Origin of the sequence: Paractinoplanes rhizophilus (assembly GCF_042664765.1) — a bacterium.
Classification (GTDB): domain Bacteria; phylum Actinomycetota; class Actinomycetes; order Mycobacteriales; family Micromonosporaceae; genus Actinoplanes; species Actinoplanes rhizophilus.
On sequence record NZ_JBHTBJ010000002.1, the window covers coordinates 179,771 to 196,718 of the forward strand.

Annotated in this window: 13 protein-coding genes; 4 read left to right on the plus strand and 9 right to left on the minus strand. The window is 70.6% G+C overall.

The genetic code is table 11. From position 1 onward, the window contains the following. Positions 1 to 20: 20 nt before the first annotated feature. Positions 21 to 2,855 carry a M36 family metallopeptidase gene (locus ACFQS1_RS04730; protein WP_378964801.1) on the minus strand — a complete coding sequence of 945 codons (2,835 nt, stop codon included), beginning with the start codon at positions 2,853 to 2,855 and terminating at the stop codon, positions 21 to 23. Between the two features lie 320 nt (positions 2,856 to 3,175). Between ACFQS1_RS04730 and ACFQS1_RS04735 the strand changes: the two genes are divergently transcribed. The 4 genes from ACFQS1_RS04735 (at position 3,176) to ACFQS1_RS04750 (ending at position 8,429) form a co-directional block, all read left to right on the plus strand. Continuing rightward, complete coding sequence (locus tag ACFQS1_RS04735) at positions 3,176 to 4,222, plus strand: AAA family ATPase (RefSeq protein ID WP_378964802.1); 1,047 nt, start codon at positions 3,176 to 3,178, stop codon at positions 4,220 to 4,222. A 2-nt stretch (positions 4,223 to 4,224) separates the two neighbouring features. Next, the gene (locus ACFQS1_RS04740) at positions 4,225 to 5,520 is read left to right on the plus strand and encodes a DUF58 domain-containing protein (protein WP_378964803.1); all 1,296 of its coding nucleotides are present in this window, start codon (positions 4,225 to 4,227) and stop codon (positions 5,518 to 5,520) included. Further along, entirely contained in the window at positions 5,517 to 7,967 is a 2,451-nt protein-coding gene (locus tag ACFQS1_RS04745; RefSeq protein WP_378964804.1) for a transglutaminase TgpA family protein, read from the plus strand. Before ACFQS1_RS04740 ends, ACFQS1_RS04745 begins: the two co-directional genes overlap by 4 nt. 213 nt (positions 7,968 to 8,180) lie before the next feature. Continuing rightward, positions 8,181 to 8,429, plus strand: coding sequence for a hypothetical protein (locus ACFQS1_RS04750; RefSeq protein ID WP_378964805.1), 249 nt, complete (start codon positions 8,181 to 8,183; stop codon positions 8,427 to 8,429). Between the two features lie 88 nt (positions 8,430 to 8,517). On the opposite strand, the gene ACFQS1_RS04755 is transcribed toward ACFQS1_RS04750, so the two are convergent. The 8 genes from ACFQS1_RS04755 to ACFQS1_RS04790 all read right to left on the minus strand — a co-directional run bounded on the left by ACFQS1_RS04755 (position 8,518) and on the right by ACFQS1_RS04790 (position 16,937). Beyond that, positions 8,518 to 9,840 (minus strand): IS110 family RNA-guided transposase, encoded by a 1,323-nt coding sequence (locus ACFQS1_RS04755; RefSeq protein ID WP_378964806.1) that lies wholly within the window; start codon positions 9,838 to 9,840, stop codon positions 8,518 to 8,520. A gap of 580 nt (positions 9,841 to 10,420) precedes the next feature. After that, complete coding sequence (locus ACFQS1_RS04760; RefSeq protein ID WP_378964807.1) at positions 10,421 to 10,810, minus strand: DUF3040 domain-containing protein; 390 nt, start codon at positions 10,808 to 10,810, stop codon at positions 10,421 to 10,423. A 100-nt stretch (positions 10,811 to 10,910) separates the two neighbouring features. Continuing rightward, the gene (dinB, locus tag ACFQS1_RS04765) at positions 10,911 to 12,206 is read right to left on the minus strand and encodes a DNA polymerase IV (RefSeq protein WP_378964808.1); all 1,296 of its coding nucleotides are present in this window, start codon (positions 12,204 to 12,206) and stop codon (positions 10,911 to 10,913) included. Between the two features lie 82 nt (positions 12,207 to 12,288). Next, on the minus strand, positions 12,289 to 13,455 hold the full coding sequence (locus ACFQS1_RS04770; protein WP_378964809.1) for an alkaline phosphatase family protein: 1,167 nt from the start codon (positions 13,453 to 13,455) through the stop codon (positions 12,289 to 12,291). Next, positions 13,452 to 14,198, minus strand: a complete 747-nt coding sequence (locus tag ACFQS1_RS04775; RefSeq protein ID WP_378964810.1) for a methyltransferase domain-containing protein — start codon at positions 14,196 to 14,198, stop codon at positions 13,452 to 13,454. The genes ACFQS1_RS04770 and ACFQS1_RS04775 overlap by 4 nt, the downstream gene beginning before the upstream one ends. Positions 14,199 to 14,258: 60 nt before the next feature. Further along, on the minus strand, positions 14,259 to 15,287 hold the full coding sequence (locus ACFQS1_RS04780; RefSeq protein WP_378964811.1) for a ParA family protein: 1,029 nt from the start codon (positions 15,285 to 15,287) through the stop codon (positions 14,259 to 14,261). Continuing rightward, positions 15,284 to 16,462, minus strand: coding sequence for an ATP-binding protein (locus ACFQS1_RS04785; RefSeq protein ID WP_378964812.1), 1,179 nt, complete (start codon positions 16,460 to 16,462; stop codon positions 15,284 to 15,286). Before ACFQS1_RS04785 ends, ACFQS1_RS04780 begins: the two co-directional genes overlap by 4 nt. 76 nt (positions 16,463 to 16,538) lie before the next feature. Continuing rightward, on the minus strand, positions 16,539 to 16,937 hold the full coding sequence (locus ACFQS1_RS04790) for an SSI family serine proteinase inhibitor (protein ID WP_378964813.1): 399 nt from the start codon (positions 16,935 to 16,937) through the stop codon (positions 16,539 to 16,541). Between the last annotated feature and the right edge of the window lie 11 nt (positions 16,938 to 16,948).

The following is a 16,948-nucleotide window of genomic DNA, read 5'->3' on the forward strand; positions in this document are numbered from 1 at the left end:
ACTGGCTCCGCTTCGCTGCGCTAGGCGGCCGAGCCGTAGACGGCGAGCTCGGTGGCGTCGAGGAACAGGCAACCGCTGACCGTCGGCGGCTGGCCGGCCGGGCAGAGGCCCGCGTCCTGACCTTGCGAGGTCAGCATCGTGAACCGGACGTACCCGATGCCGTCGCCCGTGCCCGCGGCCAGCGCGACCGGGGTCGGGGTGGTGGTGAACGCCGGGAACGAGCCGCTCGCGCCGAGCACCCAGGTGGTGCCGTCGACCGAGGTCTCGACCCGGTAGCCGCCGGTGCCCGCGCTGATGTCGTCACCACAGGTGGCGGACGGGTTGATCACCAGTTCGGAGACGTCCACCGCGCCGGAGAGCCGGATCGTGATGGTCTGCCCGCCGACGTCGGAACCCCAGCCGGAGATCTGCGACTGGTCGATCATCGCGCCCGGGCCACAGCCGTACGGCGTGTAGTCGGGACCGGTGAAGCTGACCACCGCGCCGCCGCCGGACGAGGCGGCCCAGTCCTTGCGGACCGACCAGTTCTCGACCTTGGTGCCCGAGTTGATCGACAGCGTCTTCACCACCATGTCGTAGCCGCCGCCCCGGGCGTACACCTTGGCGTAGGTCCCCGGGATGATCCCGGAGATCTGGTAGGAGCCGTCCGCGGCCGTGGTGGCCCGGTAGTCGCCGGCGAAGCCGGAGGCGTGCCCGCCGAACGCGACGGTCAGCCCGCTCACCGCGCCGCCGGTGTCCTGGTCGGTGACCTTGCCGGTCAGCGTGCCCCGCGGGGTGTTCGCCGACGGCGGCATCGAGAAGTCCTCGACCGGCTGGGCGTCGTCGCCGTCGATCGCCGCGGCGAAGTAACCCATGCCGCGGCCGGCGAAGACCTTCCAGATCTTCTTCTGGTCCTTGCCCTTGCCGACCACGAGGTCCGCGGCCAGGATCGAGTTGCGCATGTCCAGGAAGGACGGGTTGCCCGGGGAGAGCTCCATGGCCCGGGTCACCAGCGCCTGCGCCTTCTTGCTGCCGACCGCGCCGCGCAGGTCCCAGAGGGTCTGCGCCCAGATCTCACCGTCCGCGTGCACCTCGGGGCCGCGGGACGAGATCTTGCCGTAGTCGCCGTAGGTGTAGCCGCCGGAGCCGGCCCGGGAGGTGCCGGGGCAGACGGTGGCGGAAGCGCCCACGGTGCAGTCGAGGGCCTCGGACCGGATCGTGCCGCCGGCCTGCCAGTACTTGCCGACCAGCACCTCGCCGGGCTTGGCGGTGTCCTTCTCCAGGCCCTTGGCGACCAGGTAGTCCCAGCCGTACCAGTCGCCCCACGCCTCACCCATGGCGCCGCCCTGGACGTCGCTGAGCGTGGAGTTGCCGGCGGCGTCCACCACCAGGCGGTTGGACAGGCCGTGGGTGTACTCGTGGAACACCACGTCCGCCTCGTCGCCGGTGTTGCCCGCGATCGACCCCGGGCCGGGGCTGAGCAGGTACATCTGCATCGTCGGCGGGATGCCGTCGGGCGGGGTGTTCATGTTGGCGTTGTCGATGTGGTCGTCGTCGGGCAGGCCGTCCGCGGTGTTCGCGCCGTCCATGGCCTGGCCCTGCACCGCGTCGCCGTCGCGCGCCTCGAAGTTGCCCGCGGCGCGGGTGAAACCGATCGGCGCGGCCTCGAGGTGGTCGTGCCAGGTGCCGAGCAGGGTGTACAGCTGAACCGCGTTCTGCTTGCGGTTCACCTGCCAGGAGTTCGGCGTCGCCGGATCCCACGAGCACGGGTAGGCCGCCGAGCAGAGCCCGCCCACCTCGTCGTTGAAATCGACGAACGGGTACGACCACTTGTGCAGGCCGGACGGGCCGACCTCCTCGGCGGCGTCGGCGCGGTTGTTGTCGTTGACGTCCGAGTAGACGTGCGCGACGTTGCCGGACAGCATCCGCGCGTTGTTCGGCAGCCACTTGGTGATGTCGACCTTGTGCTGCTTGCCGCCGCGCGGGGCGCCCGGGTAGTTCTCCCAGACGTCGGCGGTGTCGCTGGCGATCGTGCTGTGCCGGTAGAGCACCTCGCCGGTGGCCGCGTCGATCACGTGCACGTAGCCCTCGTCCACGACGACCGTCTGCCAGGCCAGGCGCGGGCCCGAGGCGGTCTGGAACCAGACCTGCTTGGCGGTGCCCTTGTCGCTGAACGTCGTGGTGCCCGCCGCGCTCTTGGTGACGGTCGCGGCGGACGTACCGAAGACGTCCTTCACGGCGGCGGCGCGCGCGCCGGCCGCGGTGAGCTTCGCGGCGCCGGCGGCCGACGGCAGCGACGGAAGGGGCGCGCCGTCCACCTGGATCAGGCGGCCGTCCTTGGCGACGTGCGCCTTCAGCCCGTTGCCGAACACCGGCACCCCGTCGGCCACCTGTACCCAGCTCAGGTGGTGGGTGCCCGCGATGTCGACGTAGTCCTGGCGCAGTTCGAGGCTGTCCAGGTCGGCCCGGCTCAGCCCGAAGACGTCGGGGTGGGCGGCGATGTAGTCGAGCGCGATCCTGGCCGGCTTCTTGCGGCTCGGGCCGGTCAGGAAGCCGTCGAGCTTCGCCACCCGGCGCGGGGTGCCGGTGGCGCGGTCGATGTCGATGATGCCCTGCACGCCCAGCTGGTTGCGCAACGACTGCACCGCGGTGGCACTGGGCGCGGCGACCAGCGCCCGGCTCAGGGCCGCGGTCGGCTGCGCCGCGGCTTTTGCGGTGATGTTCTGGCGACTGTCGTAATCGGCACGACGCTTCTGGTGGAGGTCGTCGGCGCCGGTCGCGCCTCTCGCCGGGTCCGGTGCGGCCTGCGCGGCGGCCGGCAGCAAGCCGGCCAGCAACACCACGCCGGCGGCCGCCGTCCCCACCCGCCGGGTCACGGACGGTACGGATAACGGATTCAATTCAGCCCCTCTCGGCCGGGCTCGGTGCAGCCCGGCCGGGAGTGAGCGCCCATGCCGGCCGCACCCCACTTGTGTGGCCCGTCGATGGCTGACTCTGGTGGAAGATCGGAAAATATAACTAGAGCGATGTCCGATTCTTTACCTATCCGATATCGGGGTCCCGTTGACGGTCTCCGAAAAGCGCCACTGGCCGGACTCGGCGGTTTGGTGTGATCGGGCTAACCTGTGGGGACGGGCGGCACGCCGCCCTATTTCGCGGCGCCGATGTGGCGGGAACGACTTTGGGAGGAAGCCCCGTGACAACCCCGACCTGGGACGAGCCCGGTGGACCGATGGCCGGCGAGGACTTCCGCACCGCGACGCAGGCCATCATGGCCAACATCGAGCAGGTCATCGAGGGCAAGAGCGCGACCGTCCGGCTGGCGCTGGCCGTCCTGCTGGCCGAGGGCCACCTGTTGATCGAGGACGTGCCGGGCGTCGGCAAGACCAAGCTGGCCAAGGCGCTGGCCCGGTCCATCGACTGTTCGGTACGGCGCATCCAGTTCACGCCCGACCTGCTGCCCAGCGACGTGACCGGCGTCAGCGTCTACAACCAGGAGACCCGCGACTTCGAGTTCAAGCCGGGCGCGGTCTTCGCCAACCTGGTGGTCGGCGACGAGATCAACCGCGCGTCGCCCAAGACGCAGTCCGCCCTGCTCGAGTGCATGGAGGAGCGGCAGGTCACCGTCGACGGCACGACCTACGAGCTGCAGGCGCCGTTCATGGTCATCGCCACCCAGAACCCGATCGAGATGGAGGGCACCTATCCCCTCCCCGAGGCGCAGCGCGACCGGTTCACCGCCCGCATCGCGATGGGCTACCCCGACCCCCGGGCCGAGCTCGCCATGCTCAACGGCCACGGCGCCCACGATCCGCTGAACGACCTGCGGGCCGTCACCGACGCCGCGACGGTCCGCCGGCTGATCGCCACGGCCCGCGGCGTGCACGCCGCCGAGGCCGTCCAGCAGTACGCGATCGCCCTGGTCACCGCGACCCGTGAGGCCCCCGAGGTCCGCCTCGGCGCCTCTCCGCGGTCCACCCTGCAGCTGGTGCGCACCGCCAAGGCCGTGGCCGCGCTCGAGGGCCGCGACTACGTGCTCCCCGACGACCTGCAGGCCCTCGCGGTGCCGGTGCTGGCGCACCGCATCATCCCGACCGCCGACGCGCAGCTCAACCGCCGTACGACGGACGCCATCGTGGCCGAGATCGTGCACCGGCTGCCGCTGCCGCACGAGCGCAACCGCTCGCCGTACGACACCCGGCCCTCGACCGGCAGCGCCCAGTACGAGCCGCGGGGGCGCTGACCATGCGAGAGGCCTTGCGGGGACTCACCACGCGCGGCCGATCCTTCCTGGCCGCCGCGGCCGCGGCCGGCATCTCGGCGATCGTCCTGGGCGAGCGCGACCTGCTGCGGGTGGCCGTGCTGCTCGCGGCGCTGCCGCTGCTCGCCGCCGCGTACGTCGGGCGCAGCCGCTACAAGCTGGCCTGCACCCGGTCCCTGGAGCCCGGCCGGGCCCCGGTCGGCTCGACCGCGCGGGTCATCCTGCGCCTGCAGAACATGTCCCGCCTGCCCACCGGCACCCTGCTGCTGGAGGACAAGCTTCCGTACGCGCTGGGCAGCCGGCCCCGCGTGGTGCTCGAGCGGCTCGGCTCGCACCAGGCCAGCTCGGTCGCGTACACGGTGCGCGCCGACGTCCGCGGCCGGTATCCGATCGGCCCGCTGGTGATCCGGCTGACCGACCCGTTCGGCCTGTGCGAGCTCACCCGCTCGTTCCCGAGCGTCGACCGGCTCACCGTCATCCCGCAGGTGATCGCGCTGCCCGCGGTGCGCATCGGCGGCGAGTACGCGGGCACCGGCGACAGCCGCGCCCGGTCGGTGGCCGTGCACGGCGAGGACGACGCCGCCACCCGAGAGTATCGCCGCGGCGACGACCTGCGCCGGGTGCACTGGCGCTCGACCGCCCGCACCGGCGAGCTGATGGTCCGGCGCGAGGAGCAGCCCTGGGAGAGCCGGGCCACCGTGGTGCTCGACACCCGGGTGTACGCCCACCGCGGCGAGGGGCCGACGGCCAGCTTCGAGTGGGCCGTCTCGGCCACCGCCAGCATCGCCACGCACCTGCGCCAGGCCGGCTACAAGCTGCGCCTGGTCACCGGCTCGGGCATCGACATCGACGCGGCGGAGGGCGGCGAGGGCCTCATCCTCGACACGCTCGCCGACGTCCAGCTCGCCCAGAACGGCGACGTCTCGATCCTCGTCGAGCAGGTCCGCCGCCGCTCCGACGGCGGCCTCGTGGTCGGCATCTTCGGCTCGCTCACGGTGGCCGAGGCCGAGCTGCTCACCGGCCTGCGCGGCAACGGCGCCACCTGCATCGGCTTCGCCATCGACAGCTCCACCTGGGTGTCGATGACGCCCGGCGAACGGCAGGCGGCCGACCGCGAGCACGCGGCCGCGGCGCTCGCGCTGGTGCACGCCGGCTGGCGCTCGGTGCCGGTCGCGCACGGCGCCACGCTGCCCAACCTGTGGCCGGCCGCGGCCCGCGGCTCCAGCGGCTTCGCCTGGCGGGCCGCGATGGCCGAGACCGTCGGAGGGGTGATCCGATGACCGGCAGGCGACGCCTCGGAATGGTCGCGGCGGGCGCCACGCTGCTCGCCGCCGCGCCGATCACGTCGATCTTCGACACCTGGACCTGGCTGGTCCGCTGCATCCTGGCCGTCGGGCTGATCGCCGGCGCCGCCCTGCTCGCCCGCACGGTGCGGTTCCCGACCTGGGCCCAGGCGCTGAGCATGGTCGTGGTGCTGCTGGTGTCGCTGACCTGGATGTTCCCGAGCGGCCACGAACTGCTCATCCCGACGCCGGCCACCTTCGGCCACTTCGCCGACCTGTTCACCCAGGCCGGGCAGGACACCAGATCGTACGGCGTGCCCGTGCCCGACCGGGACGGGCTGCTCTTCGTCACGGTGCTCGGCATCGGCTCGGTCGCGATCGCGGTCGACCTGCTCACCGTCGTGGCACGGCGCCCGGCGCTGGCCGGTCTCCCGATGCTGGCGATCTACTCGGTGCCCGTCGCGGTCTATGTGGACAGTGTCCCGGTCGTCCCGTTCATCATCGGGGCGGCCGGCTTCCTCTGGCTCCTGGTTTCGGACAACATCGATCGCGTACGCCGTTTCGGCCGCCGGTTCACCGGTGACGGCCGGGACGTCGACGTGTGGGAGCCGTCGCCGCTCGCCGCGGCCGGACGGCGCCTCGGCGTGGTCGGCGTGGTCGCGGCCGTGCTGCTGCCGCTGCTCGTCCCGACCGTCACCGGCGGTCTGCTCTCCCAGATCACGCAGAGCGGCAACGGAATTGGCACCGGCGGGGCCGGCACCGGCACGGGCGGGCGGATCAGCCTGTTCGCCTCGCTCAACGGCCGCCTCACCCAGGGCGACACAGTGCCGGTCATCAAGCTGACGACGAACGAGCGGCAGCCGTACTACCTGCGCTTCGGCGTCGCCGACCAGCTCACCAACCAGGGCTTCGGCAACCGCTCGCCGGTCGGCAACCCGGTCAACCGCGGCATGCCCGACCCGCGTGGCAGCACCGCCGGCGGCGAGTTCCAGCAGTACCACGCGCGGATCGAGATCAGCGACGACCTCCAGCAGAGCATGCTGCCGATCTACTCGAACACGATCCGCACCGCCGACCTCGGCGGGGGCTGGTCCTTCGACCCCAACCAGCAGGTGATCTTCTCCAACCGGCAGACGACCAAGGGGAAGAAGTACGACATCGACTACGTGCGGGCGAACTACAGCGAGGCCGAGCTGCGCCGGGCCGAGCCGCTGAACAAGGACAACCCGCTTCGCACGCAGTACACGAACACTCCGCCCGACGCCGAGGTCGACACCCTGGTGGCCGGTCTGATCAAGGGCAAGACGACCGAGTACGACAAGATGCGCGCGCTCTACGACTACTTCTCCAAGGAGAACAAGTTCACCTACAGCCTGTCGACCGAGCCGGCCGGCAGCAGCACCCAGATCGCCGCGTTCCTGAAGAACAAGGTCGGCTACTGCCAGCAGTACGCGGCGGCGCTGGCCTGGATGGCCCGGGTGGCCGGGATCCCGGCACGGGTCGCGTTCGGCTTCACCCTGGGGGCCCAGCAGGGCAACTCGTGGATCATCACGAACCGCAACGCGCACGCGTGGACCGAGGTCTACTTCCAGGACTTCGGCTGGCTCCCGTTCGACGCGACCCCCGCGTCGAGCGTCGCCGGCTCGACCCGCTCGGAGTGGGCGCCCGACCCGGATTCGACGAGCCCCGAGGCCACCACCCCGGCCGGCGCGAACGCCGGAGGCCCGGAGTCGTCGGTCGCTCCCGGTAACCCCGACCGGCTCGACCGCGGCTTGGACGACCCGACCGGCGCGGGCACGTTCGACACGACCACGCCCACGTCGTACACGGCACTGTGGATCGCCGCGGCAGCGGCGCTGCTGCTCGCCCTGCTGCTGGTGCCGGCGCTGCGGCGCAAGCTGCTCCGTCGCCGGCGGCACGCCGCGACGGCTCCGAAGGCGCCCAAGGTCCTGTCGGCGTCGGGCGCCGGACCGCCGGGCGACTACGACATCGTGGTGACACCCGAGGCGGTACGCGCCCGCGAGGACGCGCACGCCGCCTGGGACGAGCTCCTCGACACCATGATCGACTTCCGGATCCCGGTCGACCCGACCGAGACCCCGCGGGTCACCGCCCAACGCCTGATCAAGGACGCGATCCTGCTCGAGGAGCCGGCCACCGCCGCGACGCTGCTGGGCTCGGCCGAGGAGCGCGCCCGGTACGCCCGCAGGCCGCTGCAGGGCGGCGAGCTGACCGTGGCCTTGGGCCGGGTGCGCAAGGGCCTGGCCCGCTCGGCGACCCGCCGCACCCGCATCACCGCGGCCCTGTTCCCGCCGTCGGTGCTGCTCCGCTGGCGCCTGGCGACCGCCGAGGGCTCCGCCCGCACGGTCGCCGCCGGCGCCCGCTTGCGGGATTCCCTGGCGCGCTTCAGCCCACGCCGCCTGCTGACCAGCAGGAGTCGATGACGCCGCCGAGCGTCACAAGGGCCGCGGATGCCGATGGCGTCCGCGGCCCTTCGCATGGGTTGGCCGGAAAGGGCCCTTCCCGCCCATTTCGTGAACCGCATATCGACCGCCACCGAACATCCGAAAATGTCATAGGCGGCGTCTAGTGTCCTTCGCGTGACGATGGTTATCGAGTTCGCCCGTTTCACCGTCCGCGAGGGCTCCTAGGCGCAAATGATCGCCGACCGTCCCGCGATGCTCGCCGCCCTGCGCGCACGTTTCCCGGCCTGTTTGGCGGCCTATCTGACAAAGGAGGACGACGGCGCCTGGCTCGACATCATCCTGTGGCGCTCCCGGGCCGACGCCGAGCAGTCCGCCCGCGAAATCCTCACCATCCCCGAGTGCGCGGCCTGGCTGTCCCACATCGCCACCGCCGGCGGCCTGCGCCACGCCGAGGTCCTCGACGCCTGGCCGGCGCCATGACCTAACTCGAAAATCGACCGTACCGGGACGTGCGGCAGCATCCCGCGTCGCGGAGCGGCGTGGGATGGGTCTTGATGGCAGCGGTGAGTTATGCGGCGAGGTCGAGGGTGACGCGGTAGCCGAGGGCTTCGAGCTGGCGGATGTGGTTGCGTTTGCGGCGTTCGGTGTCGGTGCGGCTGAGGTAGAAACCGGCGCCGAGATCGTGGAAGCCGGTCTCGGGATCGGACAGCAGGTGCCAGATGATCGTCAGGACCGACCGGCCGACCGCGACGATCGCGCGTTTAGCACCGCGTCGTCGCGCGATGCGCCGGTAGCGTTCACCGAGGAACGTGTCAGTGCGGGCGGCGGACACCGCGATCTGCCCGAGTACGCGGGCCAGGTAACGGTTGCCGTGCCCGCTGGACCCGTTGCCTTTGCGACGGCCGGCGGACTCCTTGACGCCGGGCGCGAACTTGGCCCAGCCGGCCAGATGCGCCGGGGTCGGGAACCGGGTCATGTCCACGCCGATCTCGGCGATGATCGTCGCGGCGGCGGCCGGGCCGATCCCGGGGATCTCAAGCAGCCGGGCCGCCGCCACCACGAAAGGGGCAAGTTGCGCCTCGATCCGGGCGTCGACCTCACGGATGTCGGCCTCGATCGCCTCCACCCGGGCGATCATCTTGCCCAGCAGGAACGCATGATGATCGGAGAACCGGCCGGTCAGGGATTCCTGCAACGCGGGGATCTTGCGGCGCAGACTGGATCGGGCCAGTTCGGCGAGGGCGTGGGGGTCGCGCTGCCCGCCGATCAGCGCGTTCATCATCGCTCGCCCGGAGGCGCCGAACAGGTCGCTGACCACGACTGACAACTTGATCTGTGCGTCCTCGAGGAGCTTCTCTGCGCGTTGGCGTTCCGCGCCGGCCTCGGCGATCAGGTCGACCCGGTAGCGGGTCAGGTCGCGCAGCATCCGGATCGGTGCGGGTGGCACGAAACTGGGCCGGATCATCTGCCGTTCGGCGACCTTGCACAACCACACCGCGTCCAGCTTGTCGGTCTTCGGCCGCCCGGGTAGATGCTTGACGTCACGCGCGTTGACCAGCCACACCTCGAAGCCATGCGCTTCCAGCAGGTAGAACACCGGCTTCCAGTAGTCGCTGGTCGCTTCCATCACGACCCGGGTCACGCCCAGCACGGCAAGGCGGTCAGCCAGGGTGATCAGGGAACGCGTCATCGTGGCGTAGGTACGTACCTCTTGCAGACGCCGACCGGGTTTCGTCTCGTCCGGTACTCGTGCGCAGCACACCAACGATGCCTTGCCGATGTCGAGCCCGGCAACATGCGTGATGATCTCGTCTTCGTCCTGAGCCTGCTCCAGCACCAACACCCTCCCGACCAGCACGAATACATGGGGAAGATCGCCCGCGGCAGCCACAGGATGGGTGAATCTAACTCGCGTGCTCGCAGCAACAGTGAAGGGCCCATAAACGCGGCTGCCCGCGTCCGACTAACCCACGACCTCGTACGGATCAAGGAGACACGACGTCAGCGGGCGACCAGCACCGATTTTCAGCCCGGAACGGGCCGCCACGCCAGAGGCGACAGTGACTAACCCCACATCCGCCAACCAGGCGCGCCGCCCAGCCGAGGTGCGCTGCCAGCCGAGGTGCGCTGCCAGCCGGGCCGCGCCGCCCAGGGTCACGATCAGCGAGGCGTGGCGGAAGGAATGGGGCTTCATGCCCGGGAGACATCGAAAGCGCGGCACGACATGCCGGCCGAGCTACGCACACGACCGTGCCGGCCGGGCTACGCACATGGCCAGAGGCCGGGGCACGCTCCGAGTAAGCCAGGCTCCGGGCACGGCGGCGCATCGAGGGGAGCGACAGCGCATCGAGAAACGGCGATGGCGGCCGTGGGCCGCCATCTGCCGGTCGCTGAGCCTGGCCTGGGCGGTGCGCCCGGGCCGAGCAGCCAGCGGGATCAGGTTGTGCGCGCTCGCCGGCGAGCGCGCCGGGTCAGCGGTGTCCCTCCGGACGCTGACGCCAACGGTCCTCCAGCCGATCGATGAAGCCCGCCTTGCGCGTCTGGCGCGTGCGACGGCTCGCGGTGCCGCCGACCGCGTGGAGATCGGCCGGGGCGTTGCCCTTGCGACGGGACTGCATCGCGAAAGCGGCCGAGCCGAGCATCACCACGAAACCGGCAACGCCGAGCGGCGTGTTGCTGCTCACCGTGCCGAAGACGACGAGGGCAAGACCAACAAGGATCACGAAGGCGGCGACGAGGAGCCGGCGCCGTGCGTGGAAACGCGGGTCGCTGGCCCGCACAGCCGAGGCGAACTTGGGGTCCTCGGCAAGCGACCGCTCGATCTGATCGAACAGCCGCTGCTCGTGCTCCGAGAGCGGCACGGCATTCCTCCCCGGGCGCATATCCCAATCCCGAAGCGGGGTCGGGGTGAAACAAAGGTAGGTGGCGCGGGACAGCCGTCGGCTGCCTTACCGAGCAAGTCTACGAGGGGGTTGGCGGCTCGGAAAGCGGGACGACCGTCCGCTGCGGGTGATTTTCGGTCCGCCGAAGATCACTTCGTCCCAAAAGACTGGCTGGGCGGACGCTCGCACGCCCGAACCGGGCCGCGACAGCGTCGGCAGCGGCCTCCGCCTCGCGCCAACCGCGCTCGGGCTCACCGAGGCTGAGCTGCCGCGATGTGGTGGCCGCGGGGGTGAGGCCCTCGACCCGCACGCCGATCAGGCGGATCTGCTCGCTCGGCCCGAGCGCCTCGAACAGGGCCCACGAGATCTCGAAGATCTCGCGTGCCACATCGGTGCTCGCGGGCACCGTACGCGATCGATTGACCGTGCGGAAGTCGGCCAGCCGGACCTTGATCGCCACCGTGCGCCCCACCTGGCCGGCCGCGCGCAGCCGGGCGCCGGTTTTCTCGGAGAGCGCGAGAAGGCTGCGCCGCAGCACCTCACGGTCGGCGACGTCGACGTCGAAGGTCATCTCGGCGCCGATCGACTTCTCCTCGCGCTCGGGGCTGACCTTGCGCGGGTCGCGGCCCCAGGACAGCTCGTGCAGGTGAGCCGCGGCGGCCTCGCCGACGGCCCGCCGCAACATCCCGTACGGCGCGTTCGCCAGCTCGCCCACGGTCGTCAGCCCGAGCCGGCGCAGCGTCTCGGCGGCCCGCTCCCCCACGCCCCAGAGCGCCTCGACCGGCAGCGGATGCAGGAAATCGAGCACGAGGCCGGCGGGCACCACGACCATGCCGTCGGGTTTGGCCCGGGTCGAGCCGAGCTTGGCCACGAATTTCGTCGGCGCCACCCCCACCGAGCAGGTCAGCCGCTGCTCGGCGAACATGCGCTCGCGGATCTGCCGCGCGATCTCGGCCGGCCGCCCGAGCAGCCGCTGCGCGCCCGCGACGTCGAGGAACGCCTCGTCGGAGGAGAGCGGCTCGACCAGCGGGGTCACGTCCCGGAAGATCGCCATGACCGCCTCGGACGCCTGCGAGATCGCCGGGCCGTCGACCGGCAGGAAGATCGCCTGCGGGCAGAGCGCCCGGGCCCGCGCCGTCGGCATGGCGCTGCGCACCCCGAACCGCCGCGCCTCATAGCTGGCCGAGCTCACCACGCCGCGCGGACCTATCCCGCCCACGACCACGGGCTTTCCGCGCAGGGACGGCTGGGCGCGAATCGCGACGGAGGCGAAGAACGCATCCATGTCGACATGCAGGATGGTGCAACCCGCGTCATCGGCGTCCGGCCCGAAACGCGGGTCGCGCCCTCGCGGCACTGCCTGGCTGCGTCCCACGTCAGCGACCCTAGCCCGACCCTCTGACACTTTTCCGCGCCCGGCGCAGCAGGAGCGACAGACGCGACAAAACAGGCAGATGTCAGCGAGCGATCAAGAGCGGCACCGTCATCTCGGCCGCGGTCACCGAGCCGTGATACGCGATCAGCCGCCCCACCGTCGGCGGCTCCCACCCACCGGCCAGCGCGACCACCCGATCCAGGCAGATGACCACGATCTCGCCGATGCGGTCGAGGTGGGCGGGCGCCACCGGACCGAACAGGCCACGCGCAACCGCCTCCTCGCGGGGCAGCACCCACGCCTGCGGCCCGAAGACCCCGCGCCAGGCCGCGAGAACGTCGTCGCGGGCGCCGGGAGCGGTGTAGAGGTAGCGAACGCGCGGTTCCCCGGCCACCCCCACCACCCCGTCCGACAAGTCGGAATTCTCGGCCAGGTCGAAACGGCCGGCGGCGGGGACGTTCAGCTGGCCATGATCGGCCACGACCAGCAGCGCCGACCGCGGCGGCAGGCCGTGCACCAGGCGGTCCAGCAGGTCGTTCACCCCGGCGGCCGCCTCCCGCCAGCGGTCCGAGTCGACCCCGTCGCCGTGCCCGTGATGATCGAGGTCCGGATGGTAGCCGTAGACGATCCCCGGCCCGGCCGCCAGCGCCGCCAGCATCCCGGTGGCCAGCTCGCCGATGGTCGAGGCGCCGACATAGGTCGCGCCCCGGGTCGACGAGACGCTGAGCCCGCTTCCCTCGAATTCGGGACGATTCACCACGGTGACGCCCAGCCCGGCCGCCGCCGCGGCCTCGAACCGCGTGGCCACCGGCTGCCACAGCCGCGGGTCCGGATCGTCTTTCCAGTGGATGTGGTTGAGGACCCGCCCGTCCGGCCGGCGCGTCGTGAAGCCCAGCACCCCGTGGGCGCCCGGCACCGCGCCCGTGCCCACGGTGACCAGGCTGACCGGCGTCGTCGAGGGAAAACCCGCGGTCAAGCTGCGGCTTCCGGCCGCGAGATCTTTCAAGATCGGCGCGTACGGCTCCGCCACCGGCACCTGGTAGGCGCCGAGCCCGTCCACGAGCAGCACCGCCACCCGGTCGACCCCGTCCAGCGACGGCCCCAGCCCCAGCACGTCCGCCGAGCCCGGCACCCCGAGCACCGCGCACACGCTGGGCAGCAGGTCGGCCAGGCTGCCGCTGCCGTAGGCCGGCATCACCGGCACCAGCGCGTCGGTGCGCAGGTGATCGGCCGGGACCTCGGTGATCACGGCCGCCGCGCAAACAGATGCAGCTGGGAAGCGATGTCCCGGAACGGCGGCTTGGCGGACAGCTCCAGCTCGAGCTCGAGCAACGCCTGCGGGTCCTCCTCGACGACCGCCGCCGGCAGGAGATCGGCCAGGACGCGTACGCCATGGGTCTCCTCCACCTCGAGACCCGCCGACCGCAACAGATCCGCGGCGCTCGCCACGTCATAGCGCCGGCGCAGCGTGTCGCGCGCGCCCGCGCGCCCCTCCGGATCGCTGACCAGCGCGGACGCCGAACGCAGGTGCCCGTTGACCGCCCGCCCGAGGATCGCCGCGGCCCGGCTCGCCACCAGCACGCTGACCGCGCCTCCCGGCCGCAACGCCGCCGCGACCGCCGCCACCACGTCGGACGGCTGGTCGACCACCTCGAGCACCGCGTGGCAGAGGATCAGGTCGACGCTGGCCGGCTCGATCAGCCCCGCCAGCGCGTCGCCGTCGCCCTGCACCGCCCGCACCCGATCGGCCACGCCCGCGTCGGCGGCCCGCCGGGTGAGCGCGGCGAGTGCGTCCGGGCTCGCGTCGACCACGGTGACGGTGTGTCCCGACTGCGCGAGCGGCACAGCGAACCCACCGGTGCCGCCGCCCACGTCCACGACCGTGAGCTGCCGCCCGGCGTGCCGGTCGAGCTCACGCCGGAGCACGGCCCACACGGCCGCCGTGCGCGCGCTGACAATCGGCCGCCCAGTTCGCGTCGATGCGGTGTCCACGCGGCCAGCGTATCGGCCCACCACACCGATCAGTCGACGCGGCATCCGGACGTGCAGGACTTATATGTCCTCCAGGCGCGCCAGGAGCTCTTCGGCGAGAGACTTGAAATCCTGGTAACACCGCTGCACGAGCGCTTGGGTGCTGCCTAGCGCTCCGTCGGCGGATCGCAGATCGAACATCGGTTTGCGGGCATCGTGGGCCAGCGGCATCAGGCTCTGGTAGTTGCGCAAGGTCGCGATCTCGTACCTGTCGCCGATGTCGACTTCGTCCTGGTCGAGGACGGCCGTGGCGAACACCGTGGGAATTCGCTCCAGCCAGCGCCGATAAGCTTGAACGGGCCGGTCCAAGCGCATCGTCGGCTGCATGATGACGTATCCCAGCGGCGTCATCCTTCCCTCGGGGGCGGAAATTGCCGACGGCATTTTCGGCAGCACCGTTTCGCGCCAGACCGACCGCCACTCCCGAAGCGTCGGGCCCAGGTTCTTCAGGCCGCGGAGCGAGAAGAGATCGGCCGCCAATGGCATCAGCACCGCGTCGGCCGCCAGAAGGGCTGCCCGGTTGATCGCGCCCAGATTGGGACCAACGTCGATGAGGATGATTTCGGCACCGACTTCCTCGGCGGCTTGCCGGATGATCCGGTGGAACGCTGTCGTCACCCGCAGCGCGGCCTGATCTTTGCCGGTGTACCCGCGCGGCCAAGCATCGGAGAGCCGGTCCTCGAATCTGCTGAGATCCAGATCGCCGGGAAAGAGGGAAAGGTCCGGAGCGATCGATATAGGGGACACCTTCTCGATGTCGCCGACGCCGTCCATGATGGGCTGGATCGCCGTCACCACCGTCCCCGGGGCTCCGTGCGCGGGCGTCCAGAGGCGCGACTGATAGGGGCCGCCCCACGCCGGAGTTGCGGTTTCCTTCCACAGCACACCGAGAGCGTCTTCGTCCAGGAACGCGGCGGTCAGGTTGGACTGGGGATCGAGGTCGACCGCGAGGACGCTGTGCCCCAGCCGCTGCAGCATGTGCGCAAGGTGATAGGTCAGGGTCGTCTTGCCCACTCCGCCTTTGTTGTTGAACATCGCGACAGAGATCATGACGTACTCCTGATCAGTACCGTCCACGACGAGTCGTCAATGATGAACTCCGGGCTCGGATTGCCGTTGCGAATCAGCGAGCTCCTGATCCGACCGATTCCCCGGCCGAACTGGTTGACATATCCGAGTGACTTCATCGCTGCAGCCAACGACGGGTTCCGGTAGTCGTTCACACGGTCGAAGTTGTCCGCCCGTACCTGGCCATAAGGGCCGCCTGGATTCGTCACCTCGATCCTGTCGTCGAACCAGGCGATCCGCACAGGCGCGTTCGACGACTCGTAGTTCCGGTGCATGATGGCATTCATGCAAACCTCACGCAGCGCGTCGAACGGATAGTTCGGACGCTGCTCCTCACGGAATCCATCCACCGCGACCAGCCGGGTCCGAAGGTGACCTTTGAGGACGATCTCCAGACGTTCAGCAGTGGTAATGATGTTCGCCCCGATGTCCTGGTCGTCGAGAATCGCACCGCCGACGTCGCAGCCCTCGTACCGGATGAACTGGACGTGCGCTCCGGACAGCACCGTCGTCGGGTCAATTCCCAGCAGAAGCACTCCGAGTACGGTCGGCGTGCCGTCCAGGTCTGCCAGCCTGAGTGAGGCCAGTTGTTGTTCGATCGGACGGTGGTTCTCGTCCAGCACCGTTTGGTCCACGGCTTGGCGCAGATACTCGGATCGGAAGAGGTCGAGGTCCAGGTCCTGCAATCCGCCGGCTGGAAGCGATCGGACATCGAACGGGGTCTCGAACGATCGCCGCCGCTCGGACAGGACACGCTCGTCGTCGCGGTTGGCCCGCCGCGTGGACGGTCCCGGCCGAACGTAGACGACGTTGTCGAATCGGACCGGTGGCGTCCGCGAAGCATTGACCCGCACGCGGATGACATCATGCCCTTGATATTTCTCTGCCGTGACGACCATCGAGGGCCGGTCCAGAATCAAGCCCTGGTCGCGGTATTCGGTGATCTTGAGCAACGCAGAATCGGAAACGTCCACACCGCCAACCGGCTGACCTTTGTCATCAACCCCGATGATCAGGTCGCCACCACCCGCGTTCGCCAGGTCGTTGGCCAGCGCGCAGATGGCTTTACGGATGGCGTTACGGTCGGTCACCTCACGCTTGAACTCCAGGGTGGCGGATTCCCGGGTTCCCAGATTCAGCGCAAGGTCAGTGCTCATGAGGCGATTCTTCCCCATCCCCCGCACTCGCCGGTCATCCGCCGGCGTGGCGCGCCCATCGAAGTTCGCCCGGGGCTCAGAACCGGACAAGCACCCCGAGCGCCCGCCGCATCTCGCAACTGTTCCCGTATTCATGCCGCCAGTCGACCCGTGTGCCGTGCCAGTTGCCGGTGACCTCGGCGATGATCGGCGCGTAGATGAGGAAGCAGGCGTGGTGGGCGGGCTCGATCGCGAGCGGATCGCCACCGGCGGCCGCCAGCATGGCGCAAGCCGCGGCGGCCTTCGGATGGGTTCCGCCGGGCGGGTCGCACTCGAGCCGGACCGACGTCGCGGCGCCGCCGGCCGCCTTGTAATTCACCGTGAGCGTCGCGCCGGGCTTCAGCCGGCCGCCGCGGGTGTAACCGGGATCGGGCGTGGCGGCCGCTGCCGGGTTCGCAGTGAGGAGCACGGTCGCTGCTGCGACGAGACTCATCATCGTACGGATCA